The sequence below is a fragment of the Amycolatopsis sp. cmx-11-51 genome (assembly GCF_047608665.1).
Taxonomy (GTDB): Bacteria; Actinomycetota; Actinomycetes; order Mycobacteriales; family Pseudonocardiaceae; genus Amycolatopsis.
Window position 1 is genome coordinate 19,905 of record NZ_JADNQO010000022.1, and the last position, 13,758, is coordinate 33,662.

General features: G+C 67.1%; 12 protein-coding genes. 5 read left to right on the plus strand and 7 right to left on the minus strand.

Annotation, left to right across the window (positions count from 1 at the left end):
- The first annotated feature begins 456 nt into the window (after window positions 1-456).
- Both ACM6LU_RS36565 and ACM6LU_RS36570 read left to right on the plus strand, forming a co-directional pair.
- The gene (locus tag ACM6LU_RS36565; RefSeq protein ID WP_414942440.1) at window positions 457-3,540 is read left to right on the plus strand and encodes a GH92 family glycosyl hydrolase; all 3,084 of its coding nucleotides are present in this window, start codon (window positions 457-459) and stop codon (window positions 3,538-3,540) included.
- Window positions 3,537-5,624: an FUSC family protein gene (locus ACM6LU_RS36570; RefSeq protein ID WP_414942441.1), complete on the plus strand. Its 2,088-nt coding sequence runs from the start codon at window positions 3,537-3,539 to the stop codon at window positions 5,622-5,624. The genes ACM6LU_RS36565 and ACM6LU_RS36570 overlap by 4 nt, the downstream gene beginning before the upstream one ends.
- 44 nt (window positions 5,625-5,668) lie before the next feature.
- On the opposite strand, the gene ACM6LU_RS36575 is transcribed toward ACM6LU_RS36570, so the two are convergent.
- Window positions 5,669-6,313 (minus strand): DUF4360 domain-containing protein, encoded by a 645-nt coding sequence (locus ACM6LU_RS36575; protein WP_414942442.1) that lies wholly within the window; start codon window positions 6,311-6,313, stop codon window positions 5,669-5,671.
- 280 nt (window positions 6,314-6,593) lie between these two features.
- Window positions 6,594-7,235 carry a DUF4360 domain-containing protein gene (locus ACM6LU_RS36580; RefSeq protein ID WP_414942443.1) on the minus strand — a complete coding sequence of 214 codons (642 nt, stop codon included), beginning with the start codon at window positions 7,233-7,235 and terminating at the stop codon, window positions 6,594-6,596.
- A 552-nt stretch (window positions 7,236-7,787) separates the two neighbouring features.
- Here ACM6LU_RS36580 and ACM6LU_RS36585 point away from each other — a divergent pair.
- On the plus strand, window positions 7,788-8,777 hold the full coding sequence (locus ACM6LU_RS36585; RefSeq protein ID WP_414942444.1) for a malate dehydrogenase: 990 nt from the start codon (window positions 7,788-7,790) through the stop codon (window positions 8,775-8,777).
- Between the two features lie 57 nt (window positions 8,778-8,834).
- On the opposite strand, the gene ACM6LU_RS36590 is transcribed toward ACM6LU_RS36585, so the two are convergent.
- Both ACM6LU_RS36590 and ACM6LU_RS36595 read right to left on the minus strand, forming a co-directional pair.
- Window positions 8,835-9,071 (minus strand): hypothetical protein, encoded by a 237-nt coding sequence (locus tag ACM6LU_RS36590; RefSeq protein WP_414942445.1) that lies wholly within the window; start codon window positions 9,069-9,071, stop codon window positions 8,835-8,837.
- Complete coding sequence (locus ACM6LU_RS36595) at window positions 9,071-9,430, minus strand: MerR family transcriptional regulator (RefSeq protein WP_414942446.1); 360 nt, start codon at window positions 9,428-9,430, stop codon at window positions 9,071-9,073. Before ACM6LU_RS36595 ends, ACM6LU_RS36590 begins: the two co-directional genes overlap by 1 nt.
- 52 nt (window positions 9,431-9,482) lie before the next feature.
- On the opposite strand from ACM6LU_RS36595, the gene ACM6LU_RS36600 reads away from it, so the two are divergent.
- Entirely contained in the window at window positions 9,483-10,319 is an 837-nt protein-coding gene (locus ACM6LU_RS36600) for an NAD(P)-binding domain-containing protein (protein WP_414942447.1), read from the plus strand.
- A gap of 350 nt (window positions 10,320-10,669) precedes the next feature.
- Here ACM6LU_RS36600 and ACM6LU_RS36605 read toward each other — a convergent pair whose 3' ends face one another.
- Both ACM6LU_RS36605 and ACM6LU_RS36610 read right to left on the minus strand, forming a co-directional pair.
- Complete coding sequence (locus ACM6LU_RS36605; protein WP_414942448.1) at window positions 10,670-11,128, minus strand: hypothetical protein; 459 nt, start codon at window positions 11,126-11,128, stop codon at window positions 10,670-10,672.
- A 117-nt stretch (window positions 11,129-11,245) separates the two neighbouring features.
- Window positions 11,246-11,446 (minus strand): hypothetical protein, encoded by a 201-nt coding sequence (locus ACM6LU_RS36610; protein ID WP_414942449.1) that lies wholly within the window; start codon window positions 11,444-11,446, stop codon window positions 11,246-11,248.
- Window positions 11,447-11,627: 181 nt separating this feature from the next.
- Here ACM6LU_RS36610 and ACM6LU_RS36615 point away from each other — a divergent pair, with 181 nt between their 5' ends.
- Complete coding sequence (locus ACM6LU_RS36615; RefSeq protein WP_414942450.1) at window positions 11,628-12,500, plus strand: helix-turn-helix domain-containing protein; 873 nt, start codon at window positions 11,628-11,630, stop codon at window positions 12,498-12,500.
- Between the two features lie 6 nt (window positions 12,501-12,506).
- Here ACM6LU_RS36615 and ACM6LU_RS36620 read toward each other — a convergent pair whose 3' ends face one another.
- On the minus strand, window positions 12,507-13,604 hold the full coding sequence (locus tag ACM6LU_RS36620; RefSeq protein WP_414942451.1) for a HesA/MoeB/ThiF family protein: 1,098 nt from the start codon (window positions 13,602-13,604) through the stop codon (window positions 12,507-12,509).
- Window positions 13,605-13,758 lie beyond the last annotated feature (154 nt).

The window sequence follows — 13,758 nt, forward strand, 5'->3', positions numbered from 1 at the left end:
GCCAGGGTCCCGGCAAAGTCGCGAAGCTGCTGGGGTAGTCCGGTTTGACATTTTTGGTGCCTGCCAGGGTCGAGTGGGGAGGTTTTGGGGACGTTGAACGTCCGAACTCCTCCCCGCTCGGGCGTGTACCGGGGTTCCTTGTCCCCATTCCTCCATCGCCAGCCCCACAGCGACGAAGAGCCGCCTGACCTGCAAGACCTCGCCTGTGCCTGGACCCTGACGGCTAGGCACAAGGAAGGGGCCTTCCTGCACTAGGGAGGGGCCCTCACGCGCGTCGTTGTCGCTGGTGCTGAGGCGGGTTCGCGGTCCGTGAAGGCCTCCTTAAGGGACCCAGAGTCCCTCAAGGAGGCCTTCACGGACCTGCGATCGACTGCACGCCTATCCCGTAGGTGCCTGAGCCACTGGACGGTTCGGTCACACCGAGCCGTGCTCACGCGCGCGAGTTACGGTGGCCTGGTGACGATCACCGGGTTCTTCTCCTCTTTCGAAACGGGTGATCCGCAGCCGGTGGATCCGGCCTTGCGCGTGGGCACCGGGCCACGGTCGTCGCCGACGGCGAAGCCGGGCGTCGGGTTCACCGGCACGCGCGCTCTCCGCTATGAGAACTCCCTGCGCGCGACGCTGTTCGAAGTGGATGTCGAGGTCACCGGCCACACCGAACTGTCCTATGTGGTCTTCCCCGAGGCCGAGATCGGCGCCGTCCCCAGTTACCGCAGCACGTTCGTGGCGCTGGATGTCGAGTTCGCCGACGGGACGTCCGCCGGGTTCAGCGCCGGGAAGCAAGGCCTGGACAAGACGCTGTACGTCGGCCAGTGGAATCCGGTGCGCCGCAGGCTGGGCGAGTTCGCCGGACGCCGGATCGCCCGGATCGTGCTGATCAGCGAGCCACCGGACGGCGAAAGCGCGGGCTGGCTGGACGACGTCCGGATCACCGAACGCGCGATCGAGGTGCGTGAGCCGGTCGACCACGTCCGCACCACTCGCGGCACGCACTCCAGTGACGAGTTCTCGCGGGGCAACAACTTCCCCGCGACGGCCGTCCCGCACGGCTTCAACTTCTGGACCCCGGTCACCGACGCGGGTGTCACCAACTGGCTCTACAGCTACCACCGGCACAACGACGCCGCGAACCGCCCGGCACTGCAGGCGTTCGCGCTGTCGCATCAGCCGAGCCCGTGGATGGGCGACCGGCACACCTTCCAGGTGATGCCGGGGACCGGTCCGGTCGAAGCGGACCGGTCCCGCCGCGCGCTCGCGTTCTCCCACGACGACGAGACCGACCGGCCGCATCACTACGGTGTCCGGTTCGCCAACGGTGTCACCGCCGATATCGCGCCGTCGGATCACGCGGCGATCATGCGGTTCACCTTCCCGGGTGATCGGGGCTGGCTGCTGTTCGACAACGCCCGCAACCGAGGCGGTCTTCGGCTGGACGCGGCGAAAGGCTTGGTCACGGGGCACACGTGGGTCCGCAGCAGGTTGTCGGCGGGGGCTCGGCGGATGTTCGTCCACGCCGAGTTCGAGGTCCCGGCCGAACGCGGCGGGAAGATCCGGCGTCCGGTGTGGCGCTCGGTGACCGGGTTCCTGGAGTTCGCCGCCCCCGAGGTGACGATGCGGATCGCGACGTCGCTGATCAGCCTCGCGCAGGCGAAACGGAACCTCGACCTGGAGATCCCCGCCACCACCACCTTCGAGCAAGTACGGGACAGCGCCCGCGACGCCTGGTCGGAGGTGCTGGGCCGGGTGGAGATCGAGGGTGCGACCGAGGACCAGCGCGACACGTTCTACTCCAACCTCTACCGCCTGTTCCTCTACCCGAACTCCGCGCATGAGGACACCCCGAAGGGCGTCCGCCACGCGAGCCCGGTCATCCGCCGTCTCCGGCCCAGCACCCGCACCCGGACCGGCGCGAAGATCGTGGACGGCGAGATGTACGTCAACAACGGCTTCTGGGACACCTACCGCACCACGTGGCCCGCGTACGCCCTGCTCAGCCCGGGCCGGTGCGGGCGGATGATCGACGGGTTCGTCCAGCAGTACCGCGAGAGCGGCTGGATCTCGCGCTGGTCCTCCCCCGGCTACGCCAACCTCATGACCGGCACCAGCTCCGACGTCGCTTTCGCCGACGCTTACCTCAAGGGCGTGCGGGGGTTCGACGTCGAGGCCGCCTACGAAGCGGCGCTGAAAAACGCGACGGTGGCGCCACCCGGGCAGCGCGTCGGCCGGAAGGGCCTGCACGAGTCGATCTTCCTCGGGTTCACGCCGACGTCCGTCCACGAGGGCCTGTCATGGGCGCTGGAGGGCTGTATCAACGATTTCGGCCTGGCCAACCTCGCCGGAGCACTAGGACGGCACGACGACGCCGCGTATTTCCGGCAGCGCTCACAGCAGTACGTGAACCACTTCGATCCCCGGATCGGGTTCTTCCAGGGCCGCAACCGCGACGGCAGCCGTCACTTCGCCGCCGAGGGGTACGACCCCGAGGCGTGGGGCGGCGATTTCACCGAGACGAACTCCTGGAACACCGTCTTCTCTGTCCCCCACGACGGCCCTGGGCTCGCCGCGCTGCACGGCGGCGCCGAAGCGCTGGAGTCCAAACTGGACACGTTCTTCGCGACGCCGGAGACCGGCCGCAAACCGGGCTCCTACGGTGGGCTGATCCACGAGATGACCGAGGCCCGCGATGTCCGGATGGGACAGTACGGGCATTCCAATCAGCCGTCGCACCACATTCCCTACATCTACGACTACGCCGGCGCGCCGTCGAAGACGCAGCGGATCGTGCGGGAGGTCCTGCGGCGGCTCTACGTCGGCGGCGACCTCGGCCAGGGCTATCCGGGCGACGAGGACAACGGCGAGATGTCCGCCTGGTACGTCTTCGGCGCGCTCGGGTTCTACCCGCTGGCCATGGGCAGCCCCGAGTACGCGATCGGCTCGCCGTTGTTCGCGAAGGCGACCGTCCACCTGGAGAACGGGAAGGACCTGGTCGTCAAGGCGCCCGGCAACACCGAGGACACCGTGTACGTCCACGGGCTGACGATCGACGGACGTCCGCACGAGAGCAGCACACTCCCGCATTCCGCGCTGGCCGACGGCGCGGTGCTGGAGTTCGCCATGGGCAGCGAGCCGTCGAACTGGGGCCGCTCCCCCGTCGAGCCGCGTGATCCGCGCCCGCTCACGGATATCACGGCAGGCGCCGGTGCCCTGTTCGACGACACGACCAGGACCGAGGTCACCTTCTCCGGCGGTGAGCCGGTCATCGACTTCCCGGTCGTGGACACCTCCCGTGATGTCGTGATGTACACGCTGACCTCGGGAAGCCGCCGGGGCGATCCGTGTTCGTGGGTGCTGGAGGGTTCGGACGACGGCGAGCGCTGGGCGCTGCTGGACCAGCGTGAGGGCGAGACGTTCCGCTGGCGTCGTCAGACGCGGCCGTTCGCCCTCGCGGAGCCGTCGAGGCACGCGAGATACCGTCTTCGCATCACCTCGTCCACCGCCCGGCGGGTCACCCTCGCCCAAGGAGAGCTGCTCGCCCGATGATCTCGCGCATCACCCAGGCCACGACCGACCGTCTGGTCGCCTCCGATCCCGGCCTGGTCCGGCTCCGGCTCGGCTTCTCGGCCGTACTCAGCATCGTCGTCGCGGTACTGGCCATCCTGCCGTTCCACCAGCCGCTCACGGTCACCCTCGTCGCCGCGATCGCCGCGATGACGTCCGCCTTCACCGTCAACGACGACACACCGGGCCAGCAGGCGCTGACGCTGGTACTGGCGCTGGTGCTGGGGGCCGCGTCGCTCACCGCGGCGAGTGCCGGTTCGGCCGCGCCGCCGCTGGACAGCATCGTGTTCGTCCTGCTGATCTTCGTGGCGGTCTACGCGCAGCGGTTCGGTTCGCGCGGGATCGCGCTGGGGTCGATCTCGTTCTTCCTGTTCTTCTTCGCGATGTTCCTGCAGACGCAGCTGAAGCAGGTCCCGGTGCTGCTGCTGGCGCTGACCATCGGGATCGCGGCCAACGCGGTGGTGCGGTTCGTCCTGCTGCGCAGGCATACGGACGCGGAGTTCCTTCGGATCCGGCGGGCGTTCCGGGCGAGGCTCGCCGCGGTGGTGCGGGCGGCCGAGGACTACCTGGCGGTCGGCGGCAGTGAACGCACCCGCAAACGGCTCCGGACGACGAACTCGCGGATGCACGAGTCGGTACTGCTCATCGAGGACACCGCGCCCGAGGTCACCGGCGCGGAATCGGCGAACCGGCTCCGCCGCCGCGCGATCGAGGTCGAACTCGCCGTGCAGTGGCTGACGATCACCGTGCAGCGCACCTGCGCCGAAGACCTCGACGAGGACGTCCGGGACGATCTGATCGCGCGGATGCGGCGGTTCCGGTCGCTGATCGAACGCGACCCGCGGGACCTTCCGCTGATCAGCGAGACCGAAGAGTTCAGCAAGATGCTGGTGGAAGGCAGCCGGATCGACGAGCACGCCGCGCCCGGCGACGGGGTCCGCCGGGCCATCGCCGAGCTCGCGCTGGCCGATGTGCGTGCGCAGCGGGTGGCTGAGCACGACGTCTCCGATGCCGCCGACGATCCCGAGGATCCGGAAGAGGAGAAGTCCGCGGCGTTCGCCTACGACAACCAGACGCGCAGCGCCATCCAGGCCGTGGTGGGCGGAGGGCTCGCCGTGCTCGGCGGGGAGCTGGTGTCGAGCCAGCGGTGGTACTGGGCGGTGCTGACGGTGTTCGTGGTGTTCATCGGCTCGTCGACCGCCGGGGCGACGTTCGTCAAGGGTGTCCGGCGGCTCGGCGGCACGCTGATCGGCATCGTGGGCGGGCTCGTGCTGACGCTGCTCGTGTCGGGCAGTGTGCCGGCGACGCTGGCGCTGATCCTGGTGTGCGTGTTCGGCATGGTCTACATGGCACGGGTGTCGCAGGTGATCATGGCGTTCTTCGTCACCAGCATGCTCGGCCTGCTCTACAGCCTGCTGGGGACGTTCAGCCTGGAGGTGCTGTGGATCCGGGTCGCGGAGACCGCGGTCGGCGCGGTGGCCGGGGTGCTGGCGGCGGTGGTGATCGTGCCGGTGCGTACCCGGGCGGTGATGCTGGACGACGCCGCGGCACTGCTGGACGATCTGGACGAGTTCGTCGACAAAGCCGCCGGCCTGTTGTCCGGCGCGGAGAACGTGAGCGTCATCGAGAAGTCACGTGACCTGGACCGGGCGGTGGACAAGGTCCGCAAGACGATCGAGCCGCTGACCCATCCGGTGAATCTCAGCAGCCGCCGCGACTACGGCTGGCACGTGCTCACGACGGTGGAGACGATCGCCTTCCGCGCCCGGCATGTCGCGGCGCGATCGCAGGCCGGGCTGCTGGTGACCGAGTCTGATCGGCTCCTGCTGTACACCGGGCGGATCCGGGAGAACATCGCGGTGCTGGGGAAGGCGATCGGTGATCCCGGCGGTTCGGGGCACGGGACGCTGGTGCGGGACGACGGAACGCCGGTGGCGGACCGGATCGACGATCCGCGAGCGCGTTCGGTGCTCACCAGTCTCGGCCATCTCGACGAGACGGTGATCGCGCTGGGCCGCGTGTTCGGGGTCGAGGCCACCGATCCGGCGCCGTCCGGGAAAGGGTGACGGCCTCCTTCGTCGTGGTTCGGAGGAGGCCGCCGCCTCAGGGATCAGTTCTTCGGTTTGGGACAGTTCTTCCAGGAGAAGTGATAGGTGGTCTTGATGGCACCGTCGGTCGAGTCCATGGTGACGAAGCTGGTGGTCTTCTTCGGATCGGAAGTGCCGACCGCGGCCCGTAATTCCGTGTTGATGTTGAAGTTCCGGTCCTCACCACAGGGCTTGTAGACGACGGCACCGACCTCGATCTCGTCGGTGAACTGCCAGTTGTCCTCGAACGGTCCTTTCAGGTTGTGGTTCACGTAGGATGTCGGGGAATTGCCCTGGAAGTAATAGTTGGCTCGTTCCAGTCCGGTGGCACCCGCGGCCAGGGACGCGAATCCGCGGTGATCGGTGCCCGCGATACCGTAGGTGAATCCCTGCGGAACGTGGACATAGAGGTTGAGCTGACAGTTCTTGCGCAGATCGGTCGGTTTCGCACCGACGCCGACTTGGGCGGTGTATTCACTGTAGGTCACCGTGAATGCGGTGTTGTCCGGCGACACGGAAACAGCCGCGGTGCCCGGCTTGCATCCGGTTCCGTTGACCGTCACGACATCGATGACTATTTTATCGGACGGCAACGGAGGCGGCACCCAGCCATTCGGCGTGACGACCGAGGGGAAAAGCGTTACGGCAGCAACCAGCGCGTTGAGCATGGGATCCTTCCCAAGACTTCCACCCGGCGGGGAACTGGGCGGATTCGACGTTGGCGAGACGATCGTTTCCGGGCCGCCCGCCGATCGGGCGAAAACGGTTTCGGCCACCGGAAATGGCGGTGACCGCCGAAAAAGGGGGTCGTCGAGAAGACCCGTCGCCGCCGGTTGGGGCGACGACGAGCCGTGAGGACCTCGTACAGGGCGGCCAAGGCCCTGACCAGGCATGGATGGGACGGCCTTCTTCCGGGCGGGGAAGCAGGCCGTCACCCTGGAGGGACAGTCAGGAGGTCGGGCAGGTCTTCCACGAGAAATGGTAGGTGGTCTTGAACGCGCCGTCGGTCGAGTCCATCGTGATGAAACTGGTGGTCTTCTTCGGATCCGAACTTCCGGCCCCGACCCGCAGTTCCGTGTTCACATTGAGGTTCCGGTCCTCACCGCACGGCTTGTAGATGATGACGCCGCCCTCAGCCTCATCGCGGAACTGCCAGTTGTCCGACAGTGGTCCGTTGACAGGGTGGCTCACCTGCGCGGTCGGCGAATTACCCTGGAAGTAGTAATTCGCTCGCTGCAACGCCTTGGAGCCCGATTCGAGCGAGGCGAATCCGCGGTAGTCGGCACTGGCGATACCGTAGGTGAATCCCTGCGGCACGTGGATGTTGAGGTTCAGCTGGCAGTTCTTCCGGAAATCGGTCGGCTTGGCGCCGACGCCGACCTGGGCGGTGTATTCGCTGTAGGTCACCGTGAAGGCACTGTTGTCCTTGGCGACGGCGACCGCCGACGAACCCGGCGGACAGCCGGAACCGTTGACGGTGATCACGTCGATGGTGACGCGGTCCGGCGGCGGTCCCGGCGGCGGCGACCAGCTATTCGGTGTTATTATCGAAGAGAAAAGCGATACGGCGACAACCACTGAATTGAGCATGGGGTCCTTCCCAAAACTTCCACACGGGGCGGGGAACTGGGCGGACTCATGTTAGCGAAACGATCTTCATGGTGCCGCCCGCCGATCGGACGAAACTGTTCCGGCAATCGGTTCATGAAATTGAATTATGGTCTGTAACCGTTTTCCGGGACAGCTGAGAACACCATCGGCCCCGGAAAACACCACTCGGTTGGCACGATATGGAAAATATGTTCGCGGGTTCGGTGTTGACGATTCCGGGAAGACAACCGCGATCCTGCGGCGACGAGGCTCGCGGCTCGCCGAGCACCGCCACCAACGCCCCGTGACCCGAAGTCGCCACACCGGCCGGTGTGGCGACTTGTCACCCGGCGACGTGATCCGGACCACCGGCGGGTGCATGTCGTCGAACTCACCGACGAGGGTGAAACGGTTTTCCACCGGCTGGCGCCGCGAACGCGGCCATGGCGGCATCGATCAAGAAAACAGTGACTGGACGCACCCGAACGGCGACTCGGGACAGGACTAGCATCGCGGTACAAAGTCGATGTCGCCTCAAGCTGGAGAACCGCAATGACCCAAGCCCCTGTCAACGTCACCGTCACCGGTGCGGCCGGCCAGATCGGCTACGCGCTGCTCTTCCGCATCGCGTCCGGTCAGCTGCTCGGCCCGGACACCCCGGTGAAGCTGCGGCTCCTGGAGATCCCGCAGGCGGTCAAGGCGGCTGAGGGCACCGCGATGGAACTCGAAGACGGCGCGTTCCCGCTGCTGTCGGGCATCGACATCTTCGACGACCCGAAGCAGGCCTTCGAGGGCGTGAACGTCGCCCTGCTCGTCGGCGCCCGTCCCCGTGCCAAGGGCATGGAGCGCGGCGACCTGCTCGAGGCCAACGGTGGCATCTTCAAGCCGCAGGGCGAGGCCATCAACGCCGGCGCGGCGAGCGACATCAAGGTCCTCGTGGTCGGCAACCCGGCCAACACCAACGCCCTCATCGCGCAGGCGCACGCGCCGGACGTCCCGGCCGACCGCTTCACCGCGATGACCCGCCTCGACCACAACCGCGCGCTCGCGCAGCTGTCGAAGAAGCTGGGCGTTCCGGTGACGGAGCTGAAGAAGGTCGCGATCTGGGGCAACCACTCCGCGACCCAGTACCCGTCGATCGCGCACGCCGAGGTGTCCGGCAAGCCGGCGACCGAGGTCCTCACCGACCAGCAGTGGCTGGCCGACGACTTCATCCCGACCGTCGCCAAGCGCGGCGCGGCGATCATCGAGGCCCGCGGCCTGTCCTCCGCGGCGTCGGCCGCCTCCGCGGCGATCGACCACGTGTACACCTGGGTCAACGGCACCCCCGAGGGTGACTGGACCTCCGCGGCGGTCGTGTCCGACGGCTCCTACGCTGTCCCGGAAGGCCTGATCTCCTCGTTCCCGGTCACCGCCGCGAACGGCGAGTACAAGATCGTCCAGGGCCTCGAGATCGACGACTTCTCGCGTACCCGCATCGACGCTTCGGTCAACGAGCTCGCCGAAGAGCGCGACGCGGTGAAGAAGCTCGGCCTCATCTGAGCCTGATCCGTTTCACGAAGGCGGTCGTGTCCCCCGGACGCGGCCGCCTTTTCGTCGTCAGGCGAAGAAGTCCCGAGCCGGCACCACGCACAGCACCAGCAGGATCCCGTGGAACACCGCTCCAAACTCGATGGTGACCTCGGCGGACCGGACGACCTCCGCCTGCCCGAACCCCGAGTACCGCTGATGATGTGGGCGAACGAGAACGCGTTGCGCGAGCAGATCGATGGCGATCAGCAGCGCCCGTGCCAACCGGACCGCTCCCGGCACCGAAGCCCGCGTGACCGTCGTCATCAGCTCGCCCGCCGTTCCGCGCCGATGATCGTGTCGAGGTTGGCGCGGGTGGCCTCCAGCTCACCGATCGCCTCGTCGATCCGGTTCCTCTGTCGCAGCAGGCCGTCCACCAGCTCCGGGCAGTCGGGCGTCAACCAGCCGTCCTCGTCGACGATGCACGGCAGAATCTCCAGGATCTGCGCGGTGTTCAGCCCCGCCCCGAGCAGGATCCGGACCCGCCGCACCACCGCCACATCGGCGTCGGCGTACACGCGATACCCACTCGGCCGCCGCTGCGGCGTCAGCAGACCTTGTTCTTCGTAGTACCTCAGTGCGCGCTCGCTGACGCCGGTCCGCCGCGCGAGCTCCCCGATCCGCATCCGCACTCCAGCCTTGACTCTCACGTCGATGTCAAGGTTTAGCTTAGCCGCCATGACCACCGTGACCGTCCTCGGACTCGGCCCCATGGGACACGCCCTCGCCGCCGCGTTCACCGCCGCCCACCACCCCACCACCGTGTGGAATCGCACCCCAGGAAAGGAAACCGGCCTCGACGTCACCGTCGCCGCGACCGCCGCCGAAGCGATCGCGGCCAGCCCACTCGTCCTCGTCTGCGTGCGGGACTACGCGGTGGCACAGTCCATTCTCGACACCGACGCGCTCCAAGGCCGCACCCTGGTGAACGTCAGCGGCGGCTCCCCGCGGCAAGCCCGCGACCTGGCCTCCTGGGCGACCGGCCACGGCATCGACTACCTCGACGGCGTGATCGTCGCGACCACCGAAGCCATCGGAAGCGCGGATGCCGCCCTGTTCTACAGCGGACCGGCCGACGTCTACGAGACCCATCGAGCGACACTCTCGGCCTTGGGCGAGAACGCGAACCACCTCGGCGAAGACCCCGGCCGCGCCGCCGCCTTCGACGCGTCCCTGCAGGACATGCTCTGGACCTCGATGAGCGGTGTAGTCCACATGTTCACCCTCGCCAAGGCGGAGAACATCGCCGCCGCCGGCATCGCCGGACACGCGAAGGCGATGCTCGGCTTCTTCCCCGACATGATCGACCTGCTCGCCGGCCAGATCGCCTCAGAGCAGTACCCCGGCGACGCGGGCACACTCGATGCCACGGCGGCGACCATGGACCACATCCTCGAGGCCATCCGCGCGCAAGACCTCGACAACGGTGTCCTCGCCGCGGCACGGGCTCAAGTACAGCAAGCGATCGACGCCGGGCACGGCTCCGACGGGTTCGGCAGGCTCGCCGCGCTCTGACTCCGCACTGCGTGCTCAGACACGTATCTCGCATGCTTGAAGGCGTGACTCGCCTTCAAGCACGCGAGTGCGGCGACATCGTCGGCGACGGGCACTAAGTCGACCTCGTGCAGCTGAACGCGCTCCTCGCCGGCCGAGTTCAGGCAGCCACCCTCGCCGGAAACCCGCGGGACGATTCCGGGACAACGTCACGATGAGCCTCGCTCGGTCCAGCTCGATCACCCAGCTCGCGACCTCACTGCCCGGACGCGTGTAGACCGTCATCCTTCGGGCGAACCGGATCAGCGGCTCGACGACCCGCAGCCGGTGCAGCCCGGACGCCGGGATCGAGTCCGGACCTGACCGTGACGTCAGCCGAAGCCCGCGTCCGGGGACACCACTGCCCACGACTTGCCGACCGCAGCGGGAAGCCTCCGCAGGAAAGCCCGCGTTTCGAGCTTGTCCAGCTCCGCCTTCTCGACCGAGCCCGTCGTGACAGCGGCGACCTCGGCGAAGCCCGCCACCCAGCGATCCGGCAGCGGTACCAGCGACTCGTCGTTCTGCCCGTCGACAGTGCGGAGGCGGATTCCGTCCCCGCGAACGGTCAGGTGCAAGGGACCTCGCGCCACGACCCCGGCCAGGACGGTCCGCGTCGCTTCGGACAGGTCCACGTTCGCGCAGCCCTCGCCGAGACTTCCCACGTCCAGCAGATCCAGCCTCGCGTAGACACCGAAGCACGGGGAGAAGGCTTCCGCGCGCAACGGCGTCCGATCCGCGGTGAACACCGAATCGGATTCGACGATGAGCCGGTTCACCATCGACGGCGGCATCAGAACCGGCCACCCTGACCAGCACGCCTGACACTCCTTGCCGGTTCGAGTGCTTCAGCTGACCGGCAGGCCTCGAGCAGTGCTCCAGAGGCCTGCCGGCCGCTCTCCCTCCCCCGGCTATCGGGCCGGTCTGTCCACGAGAAAGGTGTCCCGAGTGGGGTACTGATACTCCTGGACCAAACCGGGATGGGTGATGGTGAGTTCGCCGTCGAAGGATGTGCGTTCGTCCTGACGGCAGGTTCGTCCAGCCGCGAAGCCGATACCCAGGCCCACTGGCAGCAACACGAGTTCGGCGATCTGTACCCAGTTGGCGAACATCGGACTCCCTCTATTCCGCTGGTCCAAGGCGGTCGGCACCCCTACCCGCCTACCTCGATGCTATTCGGCAACTATGCTCGCTTGAAGCGGCTATTCGTGTATTATTCGCACTCTATTGCCGAGCAGGAGTAGCATGATCACCCACTGAACGACAGCTCCGCCGACCCTGCGAAAGAAGATCATGCCCACGTCACCACCCCGTCCTGGCCCGGACCGCGCCCGGCTCGCCACGAAACTCCGCGAGATTCGGGCCGCCACCGGACTGTCCGGCAACCAGTTCGCCAAAACCTTGGGCTGGCCGCAATCGCGGGTGTCCAAAATAGAAACCGCGGCACAGTTCCCGACCGGCGACGACGTCACGAGATGGCTCGCCGCGGCAGGCGCCGACGAAGAAGAACACATCGTCACCGAGCTGCTCAAGCGGGCCCGGGTGGAAACGGTGTCGCTTCGCGAAGAGTTCCGAAAGCCCGGCGGAGCCGCCGCCAATCAACGATCGGTCCTCGAACTGGAGCAGCAGGCAACGCGGGTCGCCATGTTCCAGCCGGCGCTACTACCAGGACTCGTACAGACGCCCGGCTTCATGCGGAAGCTGCTCGCACTGCCCTCCGGCCCCGCACACACAGGCGGCGCCTCGGACATCGACATCGAGCATATGGTGGCCGTCCGGATCGAACGGCAAGCACAACTGTACGAACCGGGCAAAATCCTGCCGCTCGTCATCGGCGAGGCCGCATTGTGGATCCGGATCGGCGATCTCGAGACCCAACTCGGCCAGCTGGACAGACTCCACTCCCTCGCCGGCCTGCGTACCGTCGACCTGCGGATCGTGCCCTTCGGTACCGTCATGCCGATCGCACCCCTGCACGGCTTCAGGATCTTCGACGCCGACTTCGTCGTGGTGGAGACGTTCACCGACGATCACCTGATCATGGACCCGGACGAGATCGCCCTGTACGAGCACATGTTCAGCCGGCTACAGGCCGAAGCCGTGGGTGGCGACGAAGCGGCCCGGCTGATCCAGAGCGTGTCCCGACGCTTGGCAGACGAGTCCTGAAACCGATCACACCGCCGTGCGGCACGTCAGGCACTCCGCGTGCGACTCCGCCAAGCCGGTGACGAAACTGTGGTCCATGGTGGCGAGACTGAAGCCGTACTGACAGTTCAGCGCGAGCTTCGGCGCGTCCGTGATCAAGCACATCACCGCGTGCGCCACCAGATTCCCGGCCACTCCCGCCGTCACCGCGTTGGCCGCGTGCGCCGGGATGCTCGCCGCGGGTCGCCACGTCGCCAGCGGCGGCCGTCGAGCGTCCCGATCCTGCTCGGCCAGTCGCGCGCACTCGTAACACGGCCCCGCACCCGGCCGGTAGATGCCCAGATTGACCTGCGGACCGTGATATCCCCCGTACACCCAAGGCGTGCCGGTCGACGCGCACGCCTGGTTCGTCCAAGTCCGGATCACCGAGGGCTCATCGGCGGTCATGATCAAGACGTCGCAGTCGGCGGCCAGTCTCCGCAGCGACGCCACGTCCTCGATCCGCGTCGGCTCCCCGGTGACTTCGACATCCGAATTGGCCGCACGCAATCTGTCCACTGCCACGTCCACCTTCGGCAGACCGAGATGCTCCTCGGTGTAGAGAACCTGCCTGCTGAGGTTGGACAGCTCGACCACGTCCGATTCGACGCAGTGCAACCGCCCCACCCCCGACATGACAAGGCCCAGGGCGGCCGTGCAGCCGACACCTCCCACGCCGACCAGCACCACCCGCGCCTGGGCCAACAGGACCTGAAAGTCCCAGCTCGAACTCCTCCGCGTCAGATCGATCCACCGGTACAGCGACCGGCCTCTCGAGTGACGCTCGAGTTGTCGCGCTGTCAGCGTGGTACACGTCGGCTCGTCGGCGTTCTCGACATACCCGAGTTCGGTCAACGTCTCGACGGCCGCGACGACCTCCTCAGCGGACAAGGCGGGAGCCCGATGAGCCAGGTCCGCGACGACCTGGCTCATCGTCCGTGTTCCATCGAGCAGATCCAGCAACGCCCACACGACACCATCGGGATCCCTCAGTTCGGCGGCGATGCCGAACACCTCCCCGCCGATCCGGATCCAGCCGTCGCCGAATCGGACCGGCCGATGCTCGTTCTTGATCCGTGGACGCATCGGAACCCCTCCTCGATCAACCGTTGTCTCCGCTGTAAACGTGGCGAATCGCCTCATCGCGCGTCACCATCACAATCTCGATCATCACCGGCCACCCCCTTCCCCCGACAGAGTCCGTGCACCCATCGCGTCCGCCTCCCTCTCGTACCCACGG

What these genes read in the sequence shown, in the direction of transcription:
- ACM6LU_RS36575 (WP_414942442.1), bottom strand. Translation starts at nt 6,313, where the DNA reads ATGCTCAACGCGCTGGTTGCTGCCGTAACGCTTTTCCCCTCGGTCGTC.
- ACM6LU_RS36605 (WP_414942448.1), bottom strand. Translation starts at nt 11,128, where the DNA reads ATGCCGCCGTCGATGGTGAACCGGCTCATCGTCGAATCCGATTCGGTG.
- ACM6LU_RS36620 (WP_414942451.1), bottom strand. Translation starts at nt 13,604, where the DNA reads ATGCGTCCACGGATCAAGAACGAGCATCGGCCGGTCCGATTCGGCGAC.
- ACM6LU_RS36610 (WP_414942449.1), bottom strand. Translation starts at nt 11,446, where the DNA reads ATGTTCGCCAACTGGGTACAGATCGCCGAACTCGTGTTGCTGCCAGTG.
- ACM6LU_RS36570 (WP_414942441.1), top strand. Translation starts at nt 3,537, where the DNA reads ATGATCTCGCGCATCACCCAGGCCACGACCGACCGTCTGGTCGCCTCC.
- ACM6LU_RS36600 (WP_414942447.1), top strand. Translation starts at nt 9,483, where the DNA reads ATGACCACCGTGACCGTCCTCGGACTCGGCCCCATGGGACACGCCCTC.
- ACM6LU_RS36595 (WP_414942446.1), bottom strand. Translation starts at nt 9,430, where the DNA reads ATGCGGATCGGGGAGCTCGCGCGGCGGACCGGCGTCAGCGAGCGCGCA.
- ACM6LU_RS36585 (WP_414942444.1), top strand. Translation starts at nt 7,788, where the DNA reads ATGACCCAAGCCCCTGTCAACGTCACCGTCACCGGTGCGGCCGGCCAG.
- ACM6LU_RS36615 (WP_414942450.1), top strand. Translation starts at nt 11,628, where the DNA reads ATGCCCACGTCACCACCCCGTCCTGGCCCGGACCGCGCCCGGCTCGCC.
- ACM6LU_RS36590 (WP_414942445.1), bottom strand. Translation starts at nt 9,071, where the DNA reads ATGACGACGGTCACGCGGGCTTCGGTGCCGGGAGCGGTCCGGTTGGCA.
- ACM6LU_RS36580 (WP_414942443.1), bottom strand. Translation starts at nt 7,235, where the DNA reads ATGCTCAATTCAGTGGTTGTCGCCGTATCGCTTTTCTCTTCGATAATA.